At 44.2% G+C, this 25,128-nt stretch carries 23 protein-coding genes and 1 other annotated feature; of the genes, 5 read left to right on the top strand and 18 right to left on the bottom strand.

The genetic code is table 11. From position 1 onward, the window contains the following. Window positions 1-4: 4 nt before the first annotated feature. Window positions 5-1,120: an alanine dehydrogenase gene (gene ald / locus D2910_RS00520; protein WP_084246495.1), complete on the bottom strand. Its 1,116-nt coding sequence runs from the start codon at window positions 1,118-1,120 to the stop codon at window positions 5-7. Between the two features lie 336 nt (window positions 1,121-1,456). On the opposite strand from ald, the gene D2910_RS00515 reads away from it, so the two are divergent. After that, entirely contained in the window at window positions 1,457-1,951 is a 495-nt protein-coding gene (locus tag D2910_RS00515; protein ID WP_084246497.1) for a universal stress protein, read from the top strand. Between the two features lie 357 nt (window positions 1,952-2,308). On the opposite strand, the gene cuyB is transcribed toward D2910_RS00515, so the two are convergent. The 13 genes from cuyB to ezrA all read right to left on the bottom strand — a co-directional run bounded on the left by cuyB (window position 2,309) and on the right by ezrA (window position 15,909). Beyond that, window positions 2,309-3,010 (bottom strand): cysteate racemase, encoded by a 702-nt coding sequence (gene cuyB / locus D2910_RS00510; protein ID WP_117312059.1) that lies wholly within the window; start codon window positions 3,008-3,010, stop codon window positions 2,309-2,311. A 3-nt stretch (window positions 3,011-3,013) separates the two neighbouring features. Continuing rightward, the gene (locus D2910_RS00505) at window positions 3,014-4,192 is read right to left on the bottom strand and encodes a carboxylate--amine ligase (RefSeq protein ID WP_084246827.1); all 1,179 of its coding nucleotides are present in this window, start codon (window positions 4,190-4,192) and stop codon (window positions 3,014-3,016) included. Window positions 4,193-4,681: 489 nt separating this feature from the next. Further along, a complete protein-coding gene (locus D2910_RS00500) occupies window positions 4,682-5,101 on the bottom strand; it encodes a universal stress protein (RefSeq protein WP_084246501.1) in 420 nt (139 codons plus the stop codon). Between the two features lie 279 nt (window positions 5,102-5,380). Continuing rightward, entirely contained in the window at window positions 5,381-5,566 is a 186-nt protein-coding gene (locus D2910_RS00490) for a hypothetical protein (protein WP_101801700.1), read from the bottom strand. Window positions 5,567-5,637: 71 nt separating this feature from the next. Further along, window positions 5,638-6,561: a class I SAM-dependent methyltransferase gene (locus tag D2910_RS00485; RefSeq protein WP_117312057.1), complete on the bottom strand. Its 924-nt coding sequence runs from the start codon at window positions 6,559-6,561 to the stop codon at window positions 5,638-5,640. 52 nt (window positions 6,562-6,613) lie between these two features. Then, complete coding sequence (gene tpx, locus D2910_RS00480) at window positions 6,614-7,120, bottom strand: thiol peroxidase (RefSeq protein ID WP_117312056.1); 507 nt, start codon at window positions 7,118-7,120, stop codon at window positions 6,614-6,616. 34 nt (window positions 7,121-7,154) lie between these two features. After that, entirely contained in the window at window positions 7,155-7,730 is a 576-nt protein-coding gene (locus D2910_RS00475) for an RDD family protein (protein ID WP_117312055.1), read from the bottom strand. Window positions 7,731-7,742: 12 nt separating this feature from the next. After that, complete coding sequence (gene sppA / locus D2910_RS00470; RefSeq protein ID WP_117312054.1) at window positions 7,743-8,756, bottom strand: signal peptide peptidase SppA; 1,014 nt, start codon at window positions 8,754-8,756, stop codon at window positions 7,743-7,745. A 54-nt stretch (window positions 8,757-8,810) separates the two neighbouring features. Continuing rightward, on the bottom strand, window positions 8,811-9,746 hold the full coding sequence (rarD, locus tag D2910_RS00465) for an EamA family transporter RarD (RefSeq protein WP_117312053.1): 936 nt from the start codon (window positions 9,744-9,746) through the stop codon (window positions 8,811-8,813). A 116-nt stretch (window positions 9,747-9,862) separates the two neighbouring features. Further along, complete coding sequence (mbcS, locus tag D2910_RS00460; RefSeq protein ID WP_117312052.1) at window positions 9,863-11,434, bottom strand: acyl-CoA synthetase MbcS; 1,572 nt, start codon at window positions 11,432-11,434, stop codon at window positions 9,863-9,865. Between the two features lie 106 nt (window positions 11,435-11,540). After that, window positions 11,541-12,743, bottom strand: coding sequence for a tRNA uracil 4-sulfurtransferase ThiI (gene thiI, locus D2910_RS00455; RefSeq protein ID WP_117312570.1), 1,203 nt, complete (start codon window positions 12,741-12,743; stop codon window positions 11,541-11,543). Window positions 12,744-12,748: 5 nt separating this feature from the next. Further along, window positions 12,749-13,852 (bottom strand): cysteine desulfurase family protein, encoded by a 1,104-nt coding sequence (locus tag D2910_RS00450; protein WP_117312051.1) that lies wholly within the window; start codon window positions 13,850-13,852, stop codon window positions 12,749-12,751. A gap of 353 nt (window positions 13,853-14,205) precedes the next feature. Beyond that, a complete protein-coding gene (gene ezrA / locus D2910_RS00445) occupies window positions 14,206-15,909 on the bottom strand; it encodes a septation ring formation regulator EzrA (RefSeq protein ID WP_084246519.1) in 1,704 nt (567 codons plus the stop codon). Between the two features lie 154 nt (window positions 15,910-16,063). Between ezrA and hisJ the strand changes: the two genes are divergently transcribed. Continuing rightward, the gene (hisJ, locus tag D2910_RS00440) at window positions 16,064-16,870 is read left to right on the top strand and encodes a histidinol-phosphatase HisJ (RefSeq protein ID WP_117312050.1); all 807 of its coding nucleotides are present in this window, start codon (window positions 16,064-16,066) and stop codon (window positions 16,868-16,870) included. Between the two features lie 13 nt (window positions 16,871-16,883). Further along, window positions 16,884-17,363 carry a GAF domain-containing protein gene (locus D2910_RS00435; RefSeq protein ID WP_117312049.1) on the top strand — a complete coding sequence of 160 codons (480 nt, stop codon included), beginning with the start codon at window positions 16,884-16,886 and terminating at the stop codon, window positions 17,361-17,363. Between the two features lie 40 nt (window positions 17,364-17,403). Here the strand turns inward: D2910_RS00435 and D2910_RS00430 are convergent, their stop codons facing one another. After that, window positions 17,404-19,311 carry a putative bifunctional diguanylate cyclase/phosphodiesterase gene (locus D2910_RS00430; protein ID WP_084246525.1) on the bottom strand — a complete coding sequence of 636 codons (1,908 nt, stop codon included), beginning with the start codon at window positions 19,309-19,311 and terminating at the stop codon, window positions 17,404-17,406. Window positions 19,312-19,616: 305 nt separating this feature from the next. Then, on the bottom strand, window positions 19,617-20,831 hold the full coding sequence (gene megL / locus D2910_RS00425; protein ID WP_117312048.1) for a methionine gamma-lyase: 1,215 nt from the start codon (window positions 20,829-20,831) through the stop codon (window positions 19,617-19,619). A gap of 362 nt (window positions 20,832-21,193) precedes the next feature. On the opposite strand from megL, the gene rpsD reads away from it, so the two are divergent. Continuing rightward, window positions 21,194-21,796 carry a 30S ribosomal protein S4 gene (gene rpsD / locus D2910_RS00420; protein ID WP_084246529.1) on the top strand — a complete coding sequence of 201 codons (603 nt, stop codon included), beginning with the start codon at window positions 21,194-21,196 and terminating at the stop codon, window positions 21,794-21,796. A gap of 103 nt (window positions 21,797-21,899) precedes the next feature. Then, window positions 21,900-22,700, top strand: coding sequence for a cobalamin-binding protein (locus D2910_RS00415; RefSeq protein WP_117312047.1), 801 nt, complete (start codon window positions 21,900-21,902; stop codon window positions 22,698-22,700). 95 nt (window positions 22,701-22,795) lie between these two features. Here D2910_RS00415 and D2910_RS00410 read toward each other — a convergent pair whose 3' ends face one another. Next, window positions 22,796-23,329, bottom strand: a complete 534-nt coding sequence (locus tag D2910_RS00410; RefSeq protein ID WP_084246533.1) for a general stress protein — start codon at window positions 23,327-23,329, stop codon at window positions 22,796-22,798. 144 nt (window positions 23,330-23,473) lie between these two features. After that, window positions 23,474-24,742 carry a tyrosine--tRNA ligase gene (tyrS, locus tag D2910_RS00405; protein WP_117312046.1) on the bottom strand — a complete coding sequence of 423 codons (1,269 nt, stop codon included), beginning with the start codon at window positions 24,740-24,742 and terminating at the stop codon, window positions 23,474-23,476. A gap of 121 nt (window positions 24,743-24,863) precedes the next feature. Then, window positions 24,864-25,053, bottom strand: a binding site (T-box leader). Window positions 25,054-25,128 lie beyond the last annotated feature (75 nt).

Below are 25,128 nucleotides of genomic sequence, written 5' to 3'. Positions count from 1 at the left end.
TCTATTAAGCCAACAGTTCTTCGACTGATTTGTATTCGACACCCTGATCATCGGCAACCGCTTTATATGTCACATACCCATTAAGCGTATTTACACCTTTTTTCAAAGCTTCGTTTTCAAGGATAGCCTGTTTATAACCTTTGTTGGCAATTTGTACTGCGTAAGGAACAGTAACGTTCGTTAAACCGATTGTGGAAGTACGCGGAACCGCACCAGGCATGTTCGCAACTGCGTAATGCACCACATCATGCTTGATGTATGTCGGTTGGTCGTGAGTCGTGATGCGGTCACTCGTTTCGAAAATACCGCCTTGATCAATTGCAATATCGACCACAACCGAGCCCGGTTTCATCGACTTGATCATATCTTCTGTAACCAATTTAGGAGCTTTTGCACCTGGAATCAACACAGCACCGATTACAAGATCCGCTTTCTCAACAGCATCCGCAATATTCAATGGATTTGAAATCATCGTCTGTACATCCTGTCCGAACAAGTCGTCCAATTGACGGAGACGATCCGGATTCAAGTCGAGGATCGTTACGTTGGCACCCATTCCTACCGCTACTTTGGCAGCATTTGTTCCTGCTACACCGCCTCCGATTACTGTAACTTTGCCGCGTGAAACTCCCGGGATTCCGCCTAGAAGGATTCCCCCACCGCCATGGATTTTTTCCAGAAATTGAGCACCGATCTGAGTTGACATCTTACCTGCGACTTCACTCATCGGCGTTAATAACGGCAATGAATTATTCGGCAGCTGCACAGTTTCATAAGCGATTCCGATGACTTTCGAATCCAGCATAGCTTTCGTCAATTCCGGTTCAGGCGCAAGATGCAAGTACGTGAACAGGATCATTCCCTCGCGGAAATAGCCATATTCAGATGCTGTCGGCTCTTTCACCTTCATGATCATTTCCTGGTTCCATGCTTCTTCTGCTGTCGCGACAATGCTGGCTCCTGCAGAACTATAGTCTTCATCCGTAAACCCGGAGCCAAGACCTGCTCCAGCCTGGATGAACACCTCATGCCCATACAATGAGAGATTGACAACGCCCGATGGTGTCATTGCTACTCTGTTCTCGTTATTTTTCACTTCTGTTGGAACTCCAATACGCATGGTGAAACCCTCCATTAATCTTTAATAGGAAATATAGATTAGAAATTTTTTACTTCAAAGCAAATCCATTCTATCAGATATTATTAGACTTTGCCCAACTTTATTTACCGATTTGAAAATCTTTTATTATATCCCTTTTTTCGAGCTATATTTTTCTGGATTATTATGTAATATTCCAATTAACCTTTAATTTTATTCTATTTCGATATAACTTTAATCAGGCATTCTAATTTTATCCATATTTTGGACACAGGTTTTAAGCGATTTTTTCAAGAAAAAGAAGGAGCTGGTACTGCTTGTATCGAATTTCATAAATAGAACAGGAGGAATGCAATCATGACATTAAAATACGAACAAATTCTTGTGGCAGTGGATGGCTCTAAGGAAGCTGAGTGGGCTTTCAAAAAATCAGTGGGCATTGCAACACGCAATAACGCGACATTGAACCTGGTCAACATCATCGATACCCGATCATTTGCGGCAATCGAAGCCTATGACCGTTCCATCGCTGACAGAGCACAGAAATTCGCAGAGGACCTCTTGGCCGATTATAAAAAGGAAGCAATGGCGGCAGGAGTACAAAACGTGAACATCGTAGTGGACTACGGTTCACCTAAAACAATGATTTCACGAGATCTTGCGAAAAAAGTGCATGCTGATCTGATTATCTGTGGAGCAACCGGTCTCAACGCAGTCGAACGATTCCTGATCGGCAGTGTATCCGAACATATCGTGCGTTCAGCGAGTTGTGATGTACTCGTAGTCCGTACCGATGATGCCCCGTCTGATTTGCAAGGCAGAGCAGACCAATCACAAAATCCAACAGCTTAAACGGCAAGCACGAAAAACCCTTTTCCAGTGTTGGAAGAGGGTTTTTCTGATTTTCAAAAACATCATTTTATTCGATCATTTCGCTGCATATCTTTTAATGTCTCGAAGCTAGCGAAGCGATTCAGAGATATGGAGCAAAACAACGAGACTCCCAGGGGAGTAGAACCGGAGTTGAAACTCAACTCCGGTTCTAGCGAAGTGCTGAGATCCACTCGGGCGAAGTGAAACGAGACCGAGTTAGCTCAGTACAAGCCCCCAGGAAAGCGAGCTGTTTTGCGCAATATCGATTGCTTACATACACTTTTCGCAACAAGCTAAAACCCCTCTCCAGTGATGGAAAAGGGTTTTTTCTGTCGTTTATTCAGCTAGCTCATAGCCGCATGATAAGATAGCCGTTTCTGCCAATACAATCAGTGAATCAAGATAGAAATCGGGCAGGTCCATTTCCTTTTTAACAATGGAAAGTTCAGTACAGCCTAGCACCACTCGATCGCATCCCTGATTTTCCATATGATTGACGATTTCGCGCCATGTATCTTTATCAGCATTTTTTCCCGCTTTAACATTATCGTAAATGATTGACATGACTTTTTCCTGTATTTCCGGACTCGGTAAAACAGGTTCCAGTCCATATTCGTTTGCCGCTTGCTGATAGACTTTCGATGTAACTGTTCCGGTGGTGGCAAGAACACCTACTTTTACAGCGCCTTGCTGAGCTGCGCGCTTCATTGTTTCCCGGATCATATGGATAACCGGAACCGGAGAGCCCATTTGGAGCTCATCGTAAAATGTGTGAGCCGTATTGCAAGGAATAATGATGATTTCAGCACCGATTGATGATAGTTTTGCCATGTCGTCAATCATGACAGGAACAGGATTATCATCGGAGCGCCCCATGATGAAAGCTGTCCGATCAGGAATACGCGTATTATTCGTAATAATGGAGTTGACATGATCCTGATCTTTTGCAGCCTTTGTCCGGCGCACGATCATTTCGCCTATGAACATAGTAGCGAGTGGTCCTACACCACCAACAATGCCCAGTGTTTTTTTTTCCATAACTTATGACAGACCTTTATTATTGAAGTATTTTTTATATTTCCGGTGATAGTTTAAATTATTCAATGTCAATTTGATCCAACGTTTTGTATTGAAATCTTTTTTGTAGAACAAGGAATTCGTTACTTTTCCTTCTTTAATCAGACGTTTTGCCTCATTTTTTAAAACTGCGTTCTGTGCGTATTTGAAAAGGACTTTTTTAGGGATGATCAGCCACAGATGCTTGTCTTTGGCGTAAACCAATTTCTGGGGTTTATTGAAAATATGATCATCCGCAACGTATTTCATAAGATTGTGTCCGCTTGCAGTGACATAATAACTGCTGCGTCCATTACGCAGGTTGATTTCAAATAATTTGTAAGAATCATCACGCGCATCATACTTCATATCGAAATTGGCAAATCCGGTATAACCGATATCTTCCAGGAAAAAGCGTACTTTATCCATCAATTTCTGATCGAATGTATTAATGATTGCAGCATAACTGCCGATTCCTTCCGGTGAATGCTCTTCAAGAATCGGATTTCCCAATGCCATCAGTTTAACTTTACCGTCTTTTCCGACATAAGCATTCAAAACCCGCATGAAAGAATCGTCACCCGGTATGAACTCCTGGATAGTCAGATTATCTTTATAGGAAGAATTGTAGATGGCATCCAGAATTGCATCTTTTTCCGCTTTATCATGTGCGACAAAAACCTTCTTTTTGCCCGGGAATGAACAATTCCAGTAAGCGACTGAATTGGATGCCTTGATGATGATCGGATAAGAAAAGTTAGGTGTAAACTCTTTATAATTCTCATATGTGCAAAGGTCTGTACGTGGATAGCTGAAGCCATACTGCTCACAAATATCATAAAAATTTTCTTTAAGGACCAGACGATCCATCAGTTTTTCATCAATATATGGAACCGCAAAATAAGGCGTCAGCTTATCCTTATTGCGAATGATGAGTTTCGCGTAATCATCTCCGCAGGCAAGCAGCAATAGCTTTCTCCCTTTGAATTCTTCTGCGATGTCCAATACCGAAGGAAGGAAAGTTTCTTCTTCATTCAAGTTTTCAATCACCCGCAAAGTCAGAATGTCACTGTGCTGGGTTGCAGAAAGATTTGACCTTCCCAAAACAAGCGGCTTAATGCCGTATGCTTCGTAAAAAGACCGGGCCATTCCATATGCGTTCATATCAGAACCTAGAAGCACCGGTAAAAATTCGGGTTCTCTCTTATTTGCAGTCAAGTTTATCAGCTCTCTTTTAATTTATTATAGTCCTAGTCTATCACATTCCGGGATGCCTTCATTATTCATAGGCATTCCCTCTGTCACTTAAATATCCATCACAATCAGTAATTATAGCATTTTCAAACAGCAAAATAGAAATGCTAACCCTAAATAAGGAGTAAATCCTTCATTAAACAGGAAAAAGGACGGATAAATCCCGTCCTTTCTCTATATCCTTTATATCTGCATTGGAAACTTAAGTCTTTTGACGTTCACACTCTTTTCACTATTGATAAAGCGGGGATCAATCCATTTCTTCCTTCAATTGAGCAATCTCGTCTTCCAATTGGCCTATCCGGTGATGAATCTTATAAAAAATCGGTATATAAGCAATTACAACTATTATCATCCACATCATACAGGAACACTCCTTCATCTTATAGGATCTGCGGTTTATTTTACAATCAGCACCGGCATATCAACTTTATTCAGGACTGAACGGCTGACGCTGCCAAGCACCATTTCCTGCATCGGATTCAATCCTCTTTTCCCCATGATCAAAATATCAAAATTCCTGTCATTCGCATACTCAGCAATTACATGTACGGGGACTCCATAAATCATTTCCACTTTATGAAAAACCATTTCCTTCTCAAGCAGTTCTATAATCGGCAGGATCTTCTTCTGGCGGGACATTTCAATTTCAGCTGAAGCATGGCGATGGATTTCTTCGTTGCCTGCTTCATTGTGATCGATGACATATATTATCGTAACTTCCGCCCCTTTGACCAACGAGGCCAATTTCACCGCTTCTTTGGCAGCCCGAAATGAATTTTCAGAGCCGTCTGCAGCTATCAAAATCGATCGGTACATGGTTTCCACTCCTTCGAATGGTGATTGGTATATTGTCTCTTAAAGAATAATTCTATAAAAATCTGCTTAACCCTTTATTATAGAAGTGAAAAAAGTGCATAAAAATAAAAAAAGCGAACCCGGCGAGGTCCGCTTTTTTAGGATGGCTTATGTGTTTGGGGGTTTTTGCTGTCCAGCTCTTCGGGTCATAAGCCATCTCAGCTGCCGTGGCAAGTAACGCCACTCTGCTCATCCGTCTTATGCCTTTCAGAGCTTAACGGGCGCTAACGCTTTTCTTCCTTAAACTCCCATCTTACGGCGTGTATTGTTGACTTTCTTTGTTTGCTGGCTCTTCATCTTTTTCGTTTCCAAAGATGCGTTGCCGCTCCCTTTTTTACCTGAAGCCTGATTTTTCTTGGCTTCAAGCTGGCGTTTTACTGCTTCCTGCAAGCTCACTTTTTTCGGTGTTTCATTGGACTCACTCACGTGTCATCCCTCTTTTCAATTGGACTGATGCAATAGTTCTGCTGCTTTCAGTATAGCATATTCCTATTATTTCAACCTTTATTTTCTTTGAACCAATTATTTACTTGTGTAAAGAATTTTGCCATTGAATCCGGTTTCGACATGTTTGGGACTCTCGCCAGTAAGACTTCTCTCGGAGCTTTGATACCTTCTTTTTTCTTCTGCAGAATAAGAATCCCTTTTGCATGGGACGAATTTTTAAAAAGCGTATCCGGCAATTCCATCACTGCTTGGATGTCAGCCGTCTTCTTCAGATAATTATGCAGCTGACCTGCCATAGGTGATTCAAACAAAGCTTTCGGTACGATAAAGAATAGATATCCCCCATCAGCTGTATGTTTCAGGGATTGTTCGATGAAGAGGTGATGTGCATAAGACATTCCTTCCTCCGCTTTCAGTTCATAAGTTGCTGCGTTCTCATCATTAGGATAATATCCGACAGGCAAATCCGATACCACTGCATCCACCGGATCAATCATCAAAGGCTGCAAAGCATCCTGCAAATAGAGCGTCACCGGCTGCTGAACAAGATTGCCCGTATTCGATGCAAGCTTGATGAGCAGATCGTCAATTTCCACTCCGGCACCCGTCAATTTACCATCCAGATAATTCATGATAGTGAAGATTAAATTGCCAGTTCCAACAGCTGGGTCTAAAATGGTCGCCTGGTCTTTCTTCACGAACAATTCCACAAGATAACCCATCAGCAACCCCAGCGCATCCGGTGTCATCTGATGATGAGGCTGGATATGTTCTTTCATGCCTTTAAGCACCGCCAGCTGAATCGCTTTGCGAATATCTTCCTTAGATGCTTCTTCATTGGGCTGTATAATTCCGTCCAGCCATTTTTCAGTTGTGATCAGCAGGCTTTCCAGATATGAATTCTCCTGCTCCTTCTGGATTTCAGAAGTTTGCTCATCGATAAAATTAAATACGTTTTCCATTGCTGAATTCATTAGTTCTCCGTCCTCAATAAGGAAACCCACTCAAATGAGTGGGTTCCAAGTATTATTTTGTCAGCTCTTTTACAGCTTCAATCGCTTTATCATAATCCGGATGATTCGTTCCCTCAGGAACATATTCCACATAAGTCACTTTATCATTTTCATCCACAACAAATATGGAGCGTGCCAGCAATCGCAATTCCTGCATTGTGACACCGAATGCTTCACCAAACGACAGATCGCGGTGATCCGAAAGTGTAGTGAGATTTTTGACTTCATTAACTTCAGTCCATCGTTTTTGTGCGAATGGCAAATCACAGGTTACATAATAGACTGCAACGCCATCTCCCAACGATGATGCTTCCTCGCTGAAGCGTTTCGCCTGATCTGAACAAACACTGGTGTCCAAGGATGGGGATACGGTGAAAAGTCTGACTTTGCCAGCTGTATCCTGGGCAGTCACCGGATTCAAATCATTATCGAGCACTGTGAAATTCGGGATTTCGTCTCCAACTTTGACTTCTTTGTTTGGTAAGGTAACAGGATTTTCATGAAATGTAACTTGTACCATTCAAACGCCTCCCTTTCAGATTACTTTCATCATACTAAAAGGCGCTCTCTTCTTGCAACCCAGACCCATTATCCCGGACCTTCTGCATCATTTTACGCTTACGATAGGATTGTTCATGCACCACTGTCGTATCAGCAAAAAAGTCATGGACTCCCTGCTTCAGCGGTGTGAATCCAACAATGAAATAAAGCGGCAGGATGGTCACTGAAATTAACCGGCCGATCCATTCACGGAACAGCAAAGTCCCCCAATCGAGCGAATCTTTTTTCAACGACACCACTTTAATTGCAAAAATCATTTTACCGACCGTTTGACTGAAAAACTTTGTCATCAAGACGAAATACGTGTAGAACAGCAGAGCCGACAATATTGTGAAAGGCGCGTACCAATTAGTCGAATCCACTGAAACACCGATTAAAGCGAATACCGGTTTCAGCAGGATGGAAGTGACACCTGAAATAACAAGAAGGTCAATCAGATATGCCCAGAACCGTATCCAAAATCCGGCTGGCTTTCGTTCATAGAACATCACTTCTTCATATTGCTTTTGAGCCGGTTGATGAATCCCTTCATTATTCGCCGTTTTTTCAGTATTAATATTGTCTGACATGATCGCCCCTCCTTATTTGTCACCGTAAAGATACATCATACGTGGTGAGCTGTATTCAGTCATCAGCTTCGCCAGCATCTGCGTTTCGATATCGTTTCCGAACAGTGATTGAACTTTCACGTTAAGCAAAGAACCCCAGCTTTGGGACACGCCGTATTTGAAAACCTCCGCATCCGCTAGTTTGAAATCGTTCCGCAGCGCTGCAATTACATCTTCTTCATATCCGAAGTCATCAGCAAGATTCGCTTCTACAGCCTGGCGTCCGTTCATGATCCGGCCGTCGGCCACAGCGCGGACTTCATCTTCCGGCATGTCACGGCCTTCAACGATGATATCCACGAAGCTTTGGTAGGAATCATCCAGCATTTCCTGGAGCAATTCGCGTTCTTCTTCAGTCATATCGCGGGTAGGGCTCATGATGTCTTTGTAAGGGCCAGACTTGATCGTTACAAAATCCACACCATAACGTTCTGCCAGCTCCCCATAATTTACACTTTGCATAATGACACCAATCGAACCTGTGAGCGTTTCTTTATTTACAAAAATCTTATCGGCTGGTGCAGCGATATAGTAGCCGCCTGAAGCTGCCATCGCTTCCATTGAAACATAGAACGGCTTGCCGGTTTCTTCCTGGATTTCCGTGATTTTGTCATAGATTTCAGCTGACTCCACCACACCGCCTCCCGGTGAATTGATTTTCAGCATGACTGCCTTGACGCTGTCATCTTCTTTAATCTGTTCCAGTTGACCCATGAAGAATTCATGGTTATAGCCGGCTGCTCCAAACAAAGGTGAAGCTTCTCCTGTATCCTGAATGGCTCCGTCAACTTCAAGAACTGCGATTCGCGAATTGGCGCTGCCCTGTTCGATGACCGTTTCTTCAAACTGACTGGACTCAACCGCCATCAATTCATCAAAACTGCCGGCAAAATCACTTTGGAACATGGCAAAGACAGAGTTGACCAATAGTGATATCACAAGCACTGCAGCAGCAATAACCAGTGCGATCCACCTTTTTGTATTCATAAAAATTCCTCCTTTATTTCTCTACTAGCTATACGCTTTAACGTTGAAAATGTTTCATTGTTTTTTACTGTAGGCGATGGGATGTGACACTTTTTCACGCCGGATCTTCCTGGCTTCCGCCATTTTGGAAGCTGTGAATAAAATCAGCGCCACCCAGATGAATGAGAAAGAGATCAAACTGGTCCGGTTGAATTCCTCTCCGTACATCAATACACCGATTATGAGCATCATCGTCGGGGCGATATACTGAAGGAAACCGATCATATACATCGGAATCAAAGGCGCACCGGTAGCAAAAAGCACCAATGGCAATGCTGTGACAGCTCCGCTCAAAATCAGCAATCCATCCGTTTCAATGTTCACTGTTGTAAATGCCGCTCTGTCAATTACGAATAAGTAAACATAGAAGGCTGTTGCCACCGGCAATACAAACAAGGTCTCCAGAGCGAGCCCGCGGAGTGCATTCAATTTGATGGTCTTTTTAATCAGGCCATAAAACGCGAAACTGAATGCCATACCCAAAGCCATCCAAGGAAATGCGCCATAGGAAACGGTCAGGATGCCAACGCCGATCGCGGCCAATACAAATGCGATTTTGATGGCGGGCGTCAGCTTCTCTTTCAGGAAGAAAACGCCAAGCAGCATCGATACCAATGGATTGATGTAATACGCCATACTCGTTTCAACGATTCGGTCATTGGTCACCGCGAATATGTACAGGAACCAGTTCAGCGTTATCAAATACGATGCCAGCATCAATGTAAAAAAGGCTTTTTTTGATTTCCATAAGGATTTCAGGTCTGCAAACAGCTTTTTATGGCCGCCGATGACGAAAATAAAAGCCACCGTCACCCAGAAAGCCCAAAAAATTCGCGCTGCCAGGATCTCGTCGCTTGGAACATGTCCAAGCTGCTTCCAATAGATCGGAAGCACACCCCACATCGCGTAAGTCAAAATCGTATAAATGATTCCTTTTTTCTCATCTGCCATATATCTTTATCACCATTCTTATTTTATTTTCAATATCGAAATATTATTCAATTATAGGCTTCAAGCCATGCTAAGGCAATAAAAAAACAGCCGGTTATTTACCGGCTGTCTTATGTTTACTTATTCATTTCCTTTTGGCGCAATTCTACACGACGTATTTTACCGGAAGCTGTTTTAGGCAGCTGTTCCAAAAACTCTATGGATCTCGGATATTTATAAGGAGCAGTCAATTCCTTTACATGATCCTGCAACTCTTTAATAAGCTCTTCAGAAGGGGCAATGCCTTCCACCAGGACAACAAAAGCTTTTACTACCGTCCCCCGCACTTCATCCGGTGAACCGACTACTGCACATTCCTGCACTGCAGCGTGTTTCACTAATGCATCCTCCACTTCGAAAGGCCCGATTGTATAGCCGGAAGATATGATGATGTCATCGCCCCGCCCTTCAAACCAGAAATAGCCATCGTCGTCTTTGGACGCTTTATCTCCTGTAACGTAGTAATCGCCACGGAATTGCATTTTCGTCCGTTCATCATCATTAAAATAACCTTTGAATAATGCCGGTGTCTCAGAATGCACCGCAATATCACCGACTTCTCCTGTCTTACAAGGATTCCCGAACTCGTCGATGATTTCCACTTTATTGCCCGGTGTCGGCTTGCCCATGGAACCGATCCGAATTTCCATCCCTTTCATGACGCCTACAAGCAATGTGTTCTCAGTCTGCCCATAGCCATCTCTGACTTCCAGACCGAAATGCTCCTTGAAAACATTTATGACTTCCGCATTCAATGGCTCGCCTGCAGATACGGCACTGTGAAGTGAAGACAAATCGAAATCGGCAAGGTTTTTCTGCTTTGCCATCAGGCGATACTCTGTAGGTGTGCAGCAAAGGACGTTGATTTTCTGTTTTTCAAGAATACGCAAATATGTGTCAGGATCAAACTTTCCGTTATATACGTATCCTGTAGCGCCGCTTCCCAATGTTGCAAGGAACGGGCTCCAAATCCATTTTTGCCATCCCGGGCTGGCTGTAGCCCAAACCAGATCGCCTTCTTTCGCTCCCAGCCAATGCTCTGCCGAAGTCCGAAGATGCGCATAAGCCCAGCCGTGGCTGTGAACCGCTCCTTTAGGATTACCGGTAGTGCCGGAAGTATAAGACAAAAAAGCCATATCATCGTTATGGGTTGCGGCTTTTTCATACTTTTCAGAAGCGCTTTCCATTTCCTCCGTCAAAGAGATCCAGGAACTGACGGAATTGCCGATCACGAATTTCACTGTCCGTTCCATTTCGGGTACATCACCAAATTGGTCCATGAAGGGCTCATAAGCGACTACCGCTTTTGCTCCACTATGATTCAACCTATAGGAAATATCCTTCGCACGGAGCATTTCTGAACTCGGAATGACGACCAGCCCCGCTTTCAACGCTCCGATATATGTAATATATGCTTCAATCAGCCTGGGTACCATGACCAATACTACGTCACCTTTTTGCAAACCTGCCTTCTCGAAACTATTGGCCGCTTTATTGGCCGCTGACATCAGTTCATCATAAGTGACCCTTTTCGAGTCGCCTTTGTCATTTTCCCAAATGAGCGCCGTCTTCCGGCTGCCATCTGCGAACTTTTCGATTTCATCCACTAAATTATAATCTCTTGGCGCTACCAATGCTTCACGATTCATGCTGAAACCCCCTTGAATGATTTGCTTTCTACCCTTAATATTGTACCGCAATAATTTTATTATTCAAAATAATTAACCAAAAATAAAAGACCGCTATAGGCGGCCTTTACAAAATATCTTCGAATTCATCTTTTTTCGGTCTGGGGAATTTGATGATTTCCCGTTCATCGACTGCTTCCTGAATCAATTCATCGAAAGCGACAAATCCTTCGTAGAATTCCACTTTTTCAAGTTTCGGTTTCGTTTTAGGATTTGCCGGCGTGAAAATGGTACAGCAATCTTCGTAAGGCCTGATTGAAATATCGTGCGTTCCAATTCGCATGGCTGTATCAATGATTTCCAATTTATCTGTCGAAATCAACGGCCGCAAAACCGGTGTGCTGGTTACTGCATTAATTGCATATAAGCTTTCCAAGGTCTGGCTCGCCACTTGCCCAAGGCTTTCACCTGTAATGATGGCTTTTGAATCTGTAGCTTCCAATACTTTATCCGCGACACGCATCATCATTCTCCGGGTTGAAGTCATGGTGATGTTATCGGGAACCTGTTTATGCACTTCCTGTTGAAGCTTCGTAAATGGTATAACATGAAGATTCACGGAAGAGCCGAATTCACTCAGCTTTTCAGCCAAATCGAAGACTTTTTCTTTCGCCCGGTCATTTGTGAACGGCGGGCTGAAGAAGTGGATCAACTCCAAACGGACTCCCCTTTTCAGCATATGGTAACCCGCTACCGGACTGTCGAGACCACCTGACAGCATAAGCAGCGCCTTTCCTCCCGCTCCAATCGGCAATCCGCCTGCTCCTTTGATCACTTCTGCAGTCATATACGCCGCTTTTTCACGTATTTCCACTTTCAATTCGATGTCCGGATTTTTCATTTGTACTGACAGTTCCGGATAAGCCCGCAGCACAACAGAGCCGATTCCATGCAGAATCTCCGGTTTTTGAAGATCGAAATCTTTATTGGCTCGACGCACTGAGACTTTAAAACTCTTTCCTTGAATATCCATTTTACCGATCAATGCAACCGCGGCTGTTTGCATCGCTTCAAGCGATAATTCAGTTTCAGTGACGGGACTGAATGACTGGATGCCAAAAACTTTGGGCAATCTTGCAATCACTTTTTCCATATCCTCTTCACTGTCTGAATTGATGAACATGCGGTCGCGTTCAGCTTTGATCTGCAATTTGCCAAGATCATTGAATGTGTGATGGATATTATCCCGAAGGCGTCCGATAAAAGAACTTCTGTTTTTACCTTTTGTTGAGAGCTCGCCATATCTGACGAGAATTTGTTTAGTCTTCATTTCCATTAAACTCCTTTGATTATCCGATGGACCTTTTTGAATGCCTGCTGAAAATCACTGATGTCCTGCTGATCCGTAAATGCGCCAAAACTTATTCGTATGACGCCGTCCCGATAAGCAGGCGGAATATCCAGCGCTTCAATCACATGGCTTGTCCTCTTGTTTTTCGATGAACACGCACTTGACGTTGAGACGATGATGGATTCATCCTGCAGACCTGAAACCAATATTTCACCTTTAACGCCCTTCATGGCGATAGATAAAATATGCGGTGCTGCATTTTCGGGGCTGATGACCATAATATCATCAAAACTGCTGAAAAACTCCCGCAAGCTTTTATTCCAGTCCATGAATTGCGGATTCGGCTGAGCAATTCTGAGCGCTTTGGCCGCCGCTGCTGCATGAGGTACCGGGACAGTTCCGCTTCTATAGCCGAATTCCTGTCCGCCGCCGTAAAGGATCGCTGCTGGCTGAACATCATTGAACGCCAGAATTCCGCTGCCTTTCAGCCCATGTAATTTATGTGCCGAAAAGCTTAATAGATCCGGCATATCCTCTTTATCCAGTGGAACCTTTCCGACGCTTTGAACCGCATCTGTATGCAGGAAAGTCCGAGTTCCTTTCAACAGCTTCTTAATATCAGCAATCGGGTTGATAACGCCGATTTCATTATTGATATGCATTAAAGTAACGAGAATCGTGTCGTTCCTCAAGGCATTCTTTAGTTCATCCAAATTGATATGGCCGGATTTATTGACGGTAAGCCGTGTAATTTCAAAACCACGCTTTTCAAGTTCTTCCAAGGGCTTCAATACAGAAGCATGTTCAATATTCGATGAAATGATATGACGCCCACGATGGGCATAAGCCGCGGCGGTACCCAGAATGGCGAGATTATTCGACTCTGTGCCTCCTGAAGTGAAAACTGCATGATCCATATTCAAGATTTGCGTGATTTGTTTTCGCGCTGATTCGAGAAGGTTTTCAGCATCGTTGCCTATTTTATGAAGAGATGCAGGATTTCCATAATATTGTTCACTGGCTTTCACGAAAGTTTCCAGGACTTCTTTATGGGGCTGTGTTGCGGCACTATTATCCAAATAAATCAATTGACTACCTCCGAAAAGAAAACCACCAGCTCGGGGGCTGGTGGTTTTAATTTTTTTGTTTGAACTGTTTCTGAGCTTAATGGAGCTGAGCGGCCGTTTCCGCTTTTCTGTGTCCAGACTCCAACGGCCAACTCCTCGAGTCGTAAGCCACTTTGGCTGTGCGGCTGAAAACATGCCGCTTCGCCAAATCGTCTTACGCTTGTCGGAGCTGTGCGGCCGTTTCCGCTTTTCTGTGTCCAGACTCCGGCGACCCAGCTCTTCGAGTCATAAGCCAAATCAGCTGCGTGACTAAAGCCACTACGCTGATTCGTCTTATGCTTGTCAGAGCTAAACGGGTGCCGTCGCTTTTCTTACTAAACTCTCCAAGCACTTTCCTTGCCAAGCACTTCAATCCGCTTCATGGATCCTGGCTCAAAGTTTTCGACTGCGGTCGCAGCTTCTTCAAGCGCCTTTGTGTAGCGGAGCTGACGGAAAGATTCTTCAGCTTCCATCAATTTCTGGTTCATCTGAGGATTTGTTTTGCGGTAACGGTTTCCGTACTGGATGATCCGTTCGATCAATTGGACATTCTCAACCATTTCAACCGCTTTTTCCTCGACTTCTTCAATGGACCTTTCGGCTTTCACCAAATAATTGTCAACCAATTTCATATTCAACGGAACTTCCTGCAGGCCTTGCATTGCAACGAACAAGTTTTCTTCCGCTTCTTCAAGTCTGACATCCATCTCCTCCGGGATTCCTGGCGTGTTGGCCTTGTGAAGCATTCTGTCCGTTTCCTGCAATTTCCGCTTCAGGACTTCGAGTCTTGCGCGGGCTTTATGTTCATCCGTACGCAGGCTCTTCAGGGATTCAGAGAAAGTGCCTTGAGTCGAATTCAAGCCCTCAAGTTCCGAACGAATTTCACTCAATTCCTGCTGAAGGCTGGAATATGCAGATTGGTCTTCGTTCGTCCGGGATTCGAGCAAGTCGAAACGTTTCTGCAATTCTTCAAGTGCTTCTAAACAGGTTTTAGGGATTTTCGCGTCATTTTCAGAGATCTTATAGCTTTGTTGCACAACCGCACATTCGTCGGACATTTCACGTGTTTCCAGTGTCACTTTCTCAAGTGTCCCTGCAGTATCATTTTTATGCTGATCGACATAGTGTTTGGATTCGACTTCGTTTTCAAGAAGTTCATAGAAGGAATCCACTTTTTCTTTCATTTCTTCAACTGCATCCTTCGGTTCTTCAATATTCAAATTGATCACCTGTTCTTTTGCAGCCTCCAGTTCCTTTTCCATTCCATCCAGCTGTTTAGCAATCTCCAGATGCTCCAGGTAATAGCCTTGCGATTCCATTTCCCGGATTCCGCTGCGCAGCTCATGTATATAGGAAGGGATCTTGGACTGGATATCAGCAAGCAGCGGCGGGATGACTTCAATCAGCCGGAAAATGTTCTTTCCTTCACCAGATAAATTGATGACAATCTCACGTGCTTTCAAGTAATTGCCTGAGGCGGTCAATTGATCATATTCCTCGAATAAGGGAGTGAACGTTTCCAGCTTCTTCTCAAGTGGTCCGGCAGCGGCACCATAGGAATGCTGGTGAGCCAGCAGGCTTTTTCTCGCTTGTCTGTATTGGTCTCTGAGAAGATCCATTTCACTGCGATTCTTTTCATCACTGCCGATCAGTTCTTCCAGTTCAATGAGAATTTCATTCATCTGGCGGTCGACCTGGTCGATTTTTTCCTCCGCTTTGTTTTCGGATACAGTCGCCTTGCCGAATTTAAAGCGGTCGACAGCATCTTCCGCATCGAAAAGCATGCCATCGATTTGCGGGATATGTACATCCATCACTTCAGTCCATGTCGCGCGCCAGCGTTCAAACATTTCCTCCGTCTGGCCGTTCATGTTGAGTTGCTTCACTTTTGTCAGTTCTTCCAATATCGGTTTATTTTGTATTTGCAGTTTTAACTGTTCCAAGCGTTCAATTTCCGCGTGATGCTTCTTTCGAAACATAAAGCCGACGATAATTACCGCTAATAGAATGATGACCGCAATGATGATATACTTCACCATAAGTCATGTAGCCCCCTGTTCAAAATCACATTTCCAGCTCTATGTAATTAAAATATCTAGATTCTTCTATTTTAACATGTAATTTACGCTTGTGTTCGCGAAAATCAAATAAAAAAGAGAATTTTTTTCATTTTAATCGAAAGCAGGTCGATCCATGAAAAGAGATGCGCACATCCATTCGCCTTATTGCCCCCACGGCACTAAAGACGCTTTAACCGCCTATGTCGAAAAGGCTCTTGCGTCCGGATTTACAGATATCAGTTTTACAGAACACGCTCCCCTCCCCTCTTCTTTTGAAGACACTACTCCTGATAAGGACAGCGGGATGGATTTGGCAACATTATCCGCTTACCTGGAAGCCGTCAACAAAGTGAAGGACCAATATAAAAAGGACATCAAAATCCGCACAGGCCTAGAAGTCGATTACATCGAAGGCTACGAAGATGAAACCAGAATCTTCTTCGATGAATTCGGTCCGATGCTTGACGATTCGATCCTGTCTGTCCATTTCTTGAAGCTTGCGGATAAATATATCTGCATTGATTTCAGTAAAGAGGCCTTTAAGGATGCGGCTCAGATTGCGGGCTCAACTTCCGCTTTATATGATTTGTACTACGATGCAGTGGAACTATCAATTTCAGCAGATTTGGGATTGTACAAGCCGACTCGAATCGGACACCCGACATTGATACACAAATTCCAGCTAGATCACGGTGAAAAGATAGATGACAGCAATCGCATTAAAAAATTGTTCCGTCACATCGCCGCAGCTGGATATGAAATTGATTTGAACAGCGCAGGTTTCTCAAAACCAGGCTGCCAGGAATCCTATCCGCCTCAGAATTATCTTCCCTACGCGGAATCATTGGGAATTCCTCTGGTCTACGGTTCTGATGCCCATAGTGTCGCAGGCTTGCATAAGCATTACGAAAAACTCTATAATAAATCCACCATATTATGAAATGAGGGTCCCCATGTTTACTCAAACAGATTACAGCGGAACACGCACTGAACAATATTCAATGCTCGGCAAGCAGCTGGATGCGCTTCTTACAGGCGAAACGAACAGAATCGCCAATCTAAGCAACGCGGCCGCTTTGCTCAACCAATTTCTTGAACGCATCAATTGGGCAGGCTTCTATTTAATGGAAGAGGGCGAACTGGTTCTTGGGCCGTTCCAAGGTCTTCCGGCATGCGTACGCATTCAAGTCGGACGAGGCGTATGCGGTACGGCTGTTGCCGAGAAAAAGACGATGCTCGTCGAAGACGTCCATCAATTCCCTGGCCACATCGCGTGTGATGCCGCATCCCGTTCGGAAATCGTCATTCCGTTGGTCAAAGATGGCGAAGTGATCGGAGTTCTCGATATCGACAGCCCCGAACTTAGCCGTTTTACACAAGAAGACCAGGATGGCCTGGAAGCTTTCACCGAAATTCTGATGAGCCACCTATAAAAAATTAAGCCGGAAATCCATTCAGGATTTCCGGCTTTTTCTATTCCGCGACAGATTCATTGCGGCTGGCAGCTATTGTGCTGATAATCGTTTCGCGAGGCATCGCCAGCCATTTCTCCACTTGGTTGATCACGGCCGGTTTCGCATAATAATAGCCTTGAACTTCCTGGCAGATCAGCTGATGAAGAAAATTGCTTTCTTCTAAACGTTCAATCCCTTCCGCCAGGCAGGTTAATTGGAAGCGGTCTGCCATCGATGCGATCGTCGTAACGATTCGCTGGCTGTTTTGATTGCTGTCGACATTTTCTATGAAATCGCGTGGAACCTTGATTTTATCCACTTGAACTTTTGCCAGAATGCCGAATGATGAGTAACCGGTGCCGAAGTCGTCAATTGCAATGCGGATGCCTTTTGCCCGCAGCGCATCGATTTTAGCCAAATCTTCCGGCCGATTCTCGAATAAAGATCGTTCGGTCAGTTCAATTTCCAGGCGATCCGGCTGGAAGCCGATCTTTTTCAGGATTTGCAATACTTCTTCCACGAATCCATCCTGGCGAATTTGTATGAATGACACGTTTACGGCCAGTTTCAATGGACGTCCAATGGAATCAGACAGCATCTGAACTTCCCAGCATGCTTTTTCAAGAATCCATTTGCCCAGCGGCACGATGAAACCATTCTTTTCGGCAATTTCAATGAATATACCCGGAGAAATCATACCCATTTGGGGATGATTCCAGCGGATCAAAGCTTCCACTCCTATAATCTGGTTGGTCTTCAATTCAATTTGCGGCTGGTACACCACATGAAACTCAGAATCCAGATTCGCCTGATAAAGAGCTTCTGATATCTGTACCTGGTTCATTGTGCTGCTTTTTAATTTATCAGACGAAAACACGATTTGGTTTATGCCATCAAGCTTTGCCTGGTCCAGCGCAAATTGCGCATGGCGCATCAGTTCGTCGCTGGAGTCTCCATCAGGTCCTGATAGTGCAGCACCAATATTGAAATTCAACTGATAATCATGGCCAAACAGGTCATACGGTGCAGTCAGGTAACGCAGAATTTCCTTTAAGTTTGAATCCAGTTCGTCAGCTTCGAAGTTTGGAGTAGCACCAAGAAATGTGCTGCCTTCCCCTTTTGCCAAATACGTACCATCGGCCATTTTTGTTTCAAGCCTTTGTTTTACCATCAACAGCAATTCATCCGTCCGTTGATGTCCAAGAACATCATATACCGACTGAAATTGATTTAATTCCAGTTTCCAAAGTAAAAGCTGGGATTCTTTTAATTCGTGATCGACATATAAATTAAAGTCGAAACGATTCGGTATTTTCAGGAACGGATCGAGATAGGCGGTTTCTTCCGCTTTATGAATGTAATGGTATAACAGTTTTTCTTTGTCCTTTACTGAATAGACGGCAATCAGACCGATAATGCCGGCAATCGAAAACAGAATCATCCGGATAATATGGTCTTCAATGCCCAATAAAACCGTTAATTGTTTCGGAGCCGTCATCATCAGGATGCTTAATCCCACCATCGATGAAACGAAAGAGTAAAGCAGCATCCGCCGGCTTTGCAAAGCCATCGCCATCAATAGATAGAGGAAAGTCAGGGACCAGATGGTTGTCGCCGCATCTTCTATGAAGTACAAAAGAATCAGCGGAAACAGCATGTAATTCAGCAGATAAACATGCGGACGCACTTTATCGCTTCCTTGCTGTTTACTGACCCACAGCGATAAAAGCCCCAAAATGATCATTCCGAAGGGGACGGGATACTCCAGAAAAGAGGTTTTTTGTGAATCCAAGAGCATGTATAGTCCGAAGATGAAGCCTCCCACTAAATTGCCCCAGCCGATCGCATCTCCGATTCTGCTGGTGAACCTGGACTTCATACTCTCTGTTTCACTTATGTAATTGTCGTATTTCCTATGTAATGTCATGTATACAACCTCATCCAGTGTATTTCTATTTTTTACAGACTCATTCAATATGTTATCGGCAAAACATCACATTTCTTTACCATTTCTAAAGTATTTCCATTTTTCAGGTTCAAATCGATTAATTTAGTATAGTTAATATAGCACATTCTCCTTCTACATCAACATTTTCATTAAAATAAAATCAATCTTTCAGCCAAATGTCCTTCCGATTTACTCCAGGCAACGAAATAAGCCAGAAAAGCATCGGAGACGCTCTTCTGGCTTTATTAATTTCACTGCCTTTTTAATTTATGCGGTGGACTTATTTATATTTCCTGCAGTTTCGCTTCTGGAGCCACTTTTTCAAATGCCTCTGCCAGATCAGCGATAATATCGTCGCTGGACTCCAATCCGATTGATAGACGCAGCAATGAATCCGTTATCCCCATGGATTCCCTCACTGTTTCCGGTACCACCGCATGTGTCATTGAAGCTGGATGCTGAATCAGCGTTTCGGCATCCCCAAGACTGACAGCAATTTTAATCAGCCCCAGAGCGTTCATGAACTTCTGCGCTTCTTTCTTGCCGCCCTCCAGTTCAAATGAAATCAAGCCTCCGCCTTTTTTCATCTGCTTCTGAGCCAATTCATATTGAGGATGGCTGGCATCGGTCGGATAAAAGATCTTACTGACGCCAGGCTGCTGCTGCAAGAAAAACAGAACCTTTTCAGCGTTTGAAATGTGGCGGTCCATCCGGACATGCAGCGTCTTAAGCCCCCTTAAAAGCAACCACGCGTCGAACGGCGACATGATGCCGCCGACATCTTTCTGGACAGTCATCCGGAGATGCTGCATTTCTTCGCCGTCTTTGCCGACCAGTATTCCTCCGATTACATCACCATGGCCATTGAGATATTTGGTTGCACTATGGAGAACAAAATCAGCACCCATTTTCAGCGGGTTTTGCAAATAAGGCGAGCAGAAAGTATTGTCCACTACCACACGCAAGCCATGTTTCTTTGCGACTTTGATTACCGCTTCCAGATTTACAAGCTCCATAGTAGGGTTGATCGGCGTTTCGACATAAATGCAAACCGTCTCTGGTCTAATGGCAGCTTCTATCTCCGCTTCAGTAGTCATAGAAACAAGGTCATGGGTGATGCCGTATTTTTCTTCCATTATTTCAAGCAGCCCAAATGTGCAGCCATAGATCCCACGCGAACAAAGAACATGGTCATTGGCTTTCGTCAGATAAATAAGAATCGCACTTACCGATGCCATTCCGGAACCAAATGCCAGCGCCCCTTCGCCGTATTCGATTTCGGCCATCCTTTCCTCCAGCACACGCACTGTCGGATTTCCGAGCCGGGAGTAAATATTGCCATCCGTATTGCCCGCGAAACGATTTTCCCCTTCTTCTGCCGTCGCAAAAGAAAATGTCGAAGTCTGATAAAGCGGTGTCGCTAAACTGTCGTGATGTTTTGAGCTGTCATACCCCTTGTGAATTACCGCAGTTTCCATACTCATTCTGGTTTTATCCATTTCTTACACCCCTTACGCATAAATAGAAAGCGCTTACATTATTCACTTCCATTCTAACTTGAAACCTAAAAAAAGGAAAGCCACCTTTCTTATAGTTTTATTTAACAATTGACTTTAGGCAACGAAATCGGTTATACTATGCTTTGTGTAAAATAATCGCAGCAGTTGTATGTGCCTGCTTGTCCATTTTATTCCTTATAGTAAAACACAGGTTTCGAATGAGGCCTGCGTCAAGTCTATAGAGGTGTATCGCGTAACTCTTGGCTGCTGAGCGAAGATACAGGACTATAAAATGGCTTGCAGCATGAATGCATCTGGTTTTTATTTTACTCTAAAAACCAACAACAGAGGAGGAGACTTATATGTCTCGTTATACAGGTCCAGCATGGAAACTGTCCCGCCGTTTGGGTATTTCCCTTTCAGGCACAGGTAAAGAATTAGAAAAACGCCCTTACGCACCAGGTCAACACGGTGCTAACCAACGCAGAAAAGTTTCTGAGTATGGTTTGCAATTGCAGGAAAAACAAAAATTGCGCTTCATGTTCGGTGTAACTGAACGCCAATTTAAAACACTATTCAACAAATCAGGCAAAATGCCTGGTAAACACGGTGAAAACTTCATGATCTTGCTTGAAGCTCGCCTTGATAACGTTGTTTACCGTTTAGGTCTTGCGCGCACTCGCCGCCAGGCTCGCCAATTGGTAAACCACGGACACATTCTTGTTGATGGCAAACGCCTTGACATCCCGTCATACAGCGTGAAACCAGGACAAACAATCGCTTTCCGTGAAAAATCAAACAACCTTGACATCGTCAACGAAGCAATCGAAGTGAACAGCTTTGTTCCTGAGTACGTTTCAATCGACGCTGACAAAAAAGAAGGTACGTTTGTACGTTACCCAGAACGCAGCGAATTGTCTGCTGAAATCAACGAGCAATTGATCGTTGAGTACTACTCACGTTAATCTTAAGATTTCAAACCCTGAACCGGTCTTTCGGTTCAGGGTTTTTCTGTTCCATTCAGCCATCCTGACTTTATGATAAACTGGAGAAAATGGAGGTGCAGCAATGAGATTAATATCAATTTGTCCAAGCAACACAGAGTTGCTGGCTTTTTTGGGTGCAGAAAAAATGCTGGTCGGCATCGATGATTACTCGGATTGGCCGGAATCCATCACCCACTTGCCGAGACTCGGGCCCGATCTTTCCATCCGTATGGATGAACTTGAAAAACTGGAGCCGGATCTGGTGCTCGCATCGTTAAGTGTGCCAGGCATGGAAAAAAATATCGAAGAATTGAAAAAGAGGAATATTCCCCATATCATTTTAGATCCACAAAGCCTGGACGATATCGGACAGGATCTTTTGACTGTGGGAAAAGCCTGCGGTGTAGACGCACTTACAGCATACGCTGCTTATACAGCAGCAATTGATGAGATAAAATCACGATCTGCAGCTGTTGAAAGCCGGCCCTCGCTCTACTGGGAATGGTGGCCAAAACCGATTTTCACTCCAGGAAACGTCAATTGGCTTACGGAAATCAGTGAAATCACGGGTGGACGCAATCTGTTTGACGATAAGGATCAGGCGAACGTCCAAACCGACTGGGAAGATGTTACAAACCGCGATCCCGACTATATCCTGCTTGCCTGGGTCGGAATCATGACAGATAAAGTCAAGCCGGAACTGGTCCGTAAAAGGCCCGGTTATAAAGAAATGAAAGCAGCAGATGAAATTCATATTATGGAAGAAGAGCTTTATTGCAGGCCTTCCCCCCGCTTGCTGGAAGGCGCAATCAGGCTGGGCAAGCTTATCCATCCGCATCATTTCAATTCAATGGAAGTTCCTGAATTCCTGAAGTGTGTGTAAGTCACAAGCTTCTGATTTTGAAGTTTCCTTCTATAATAATACAAAAAGCAACGCCACCGAAATCGGTGGCGTTGCTTTTAATTTGAATCCCTATTTTAAAGGTCTCTTGACCCTCTTATTCCGCCAGTTCGACGTTCATCACCGATCACCGGATCGTTGTCTGTGAATCGGTCGCGGTCATTATGATCTGGAATGTCTAATGTATCGTCCTCGACAAGCACGAGAATTTCACCTTCATTGAAACGGTTTTCATAATCCTTCGCTTCGTCTTCAGGAATACCCATTCCGATCAGAGCACCTGCCAGTCCGCCAATCCCTGCTCCAGCTGCTGCACCGGTCAAGCCTGCTACGATTGGACCTGCGGCCACAATCGGTCCAATACCCGGGATCGCGAGTGCCCCAAGTCCTGCAAGTACACCGCCAAGGCCACCAAGTGCACCGCCGGTTACTGCTCCTGTAGCGGCGCCTTCGCCGGCATGCGTACCGGTTTCTTCCGTTACATTTCGGGTTTCTTCTTCATTTTTACCAAGGACAGATATGTCTTCCGATCGATGCCCTCTTCTTTTTAAATCCTCGATTGCTTCAATTGCTTCTTTTTCTGAACGATAAGATCCGACTACTCTTGACATTATTACGCCTCCTTAGATTTGTAAGTCAATAGAAAATCTCTCACATTTCAAAGTTACCCCTTGGACAAAGTGTTAAACATCACTGTCAATAAATCCCTGCAGAGGCAGCGCCTAAGAAGAATCGAATCTCGTTCAGAGTCGGACTTAAGCCTTGAATTGCACCATATGGTATTTCTTTTTGCCTCGGCGGATAATGGAGAATGCATCCTCGAGCCGATCTTTTTCATCTATGACATATTCAAGATCCGTCACTTTTTCACCATTCACCGAAATGGCTCCATTAGTAACATCTTCCCTTGCCTGACGTTTAGAAGAACTGATGCCGGCTTCCACGATGAGGTCCACGATCGATTTTGGCTCCCGTTCCATTTCAATGGAAGGGACATCTTTGAACGCCGCTTTCATCTCACTTGCCGACAATGCTTTCAAATCCCCGCTGAACAACGCTTTCGTAATGCGAAGTGCATCTTCCAAAGCGGATTCCCCGTGGATCAGTTTAGTCATTTCTTCCGCCAGCACTTTCTGCGCTTTACGAAGATGAGCTTCATTCTCTACTGATGACTCCAGTGATTCAATGTCTTCCCGGCTGATAAACGTGAAAATTTTGAGGTATTTCACAACATCCGCATCAGATGTATTGATCCAGAACTGGTAAAACTCGTATGGAGAAGTTTTCTTCGCATCCAGCCAGACGGAACCGCCTGCAGATTTGCCGAATTTCGTGCCATCCGCTTTTGTTACCAGCGGAATGGTGATGCCAAAAGCTTTTGTTTCTTCTTCATGGGTTTTGCGGATAACTTCCAGACCTGAGGTGATATTTCCCCATTGATCCGAACCACCGATCTGAACACGGCAATTGTAGTTGTCATAAAGATGATTAAAATCGATTGCCTGAATCAGTGTGTAAGAAAACTCTGTAAACGAAATACCTGTTTCCAAACGGGATGCCACTGAATCTTTGGCAAGCATGTAATTAACCGAAATCAATTTACCGTAATCCCGCAGGAATTCAATGACGCTCATCGCTCCGATCCAATCACGGTTATTGACCATTTTCGCACCGTTTTCAGTCTGGAAATCAAAAATCTGCTGCATTTGGACTTTGATGCCTTCAACGTTCCGGTCTATCTGGTCCGTAGTCTGCAATTGGCGTTCTTCGTTGCGTCCTGACGGATCCCCGATCATGCCAGTCGCTCCTCCGACCAATAAGATCGGTCTGTGGCCGTGCATCTGGAAACGGCGCAATGTCAGAAGAGGTACGATATGCCCGATGTGCATGCTGTCAGCTGTCGGATCAACACCGCAATACAATGAAATCTTTTCATTTTCCAATACGTCAGCAAGCCCTTCTTCATCTGTTTGCTGATACAGTAAACCTCTCCATTTAAGATCTTCCAATAATTCATTCGACATTCCGATTCCTCCTCAGGTACAATTACTTTATTACTATAGACAGCAGGATGAATTCCCCAAAAACAAGCTTTGGTATGATGTATTTATTGCACCAAATAAAAAAGCCCCTGCATGTCAGACATGCAGGGACGCAATTGCGCGGTACCACCCAGCTTGAAGGAATAGATTCCTTCCACTCTTTTGTGCCGATCGTGGCACAGCCGAAAACTCCAAACCTGTAATTCAGCCGCTGCGTTTTTACCGGTTTGCACCAACCACCGGCTCTCTTGGAAAAATCGCAGTTCCTACTTCGGGTTCTTCATCGTTTTAATATTGAAATATACTAGTAGTGTACTTTATTATGACAGATTGTCAATAACTTAGTGGACTATATAAGAATATGCTAT

It is taken from the genome of Planomicrobium okeanokoites, assembly GCF_003428875.1.
GTDB classification, from domain to species: domain Bacteria; phylum Bacillota; class Bacilli; order Bacillales_A; family Planococcaceae; genus Planococcus; species Planococcus okeanokoites.
This window is presented reverse-complemented; position numbering and strand designations above follow the sequence as displayed.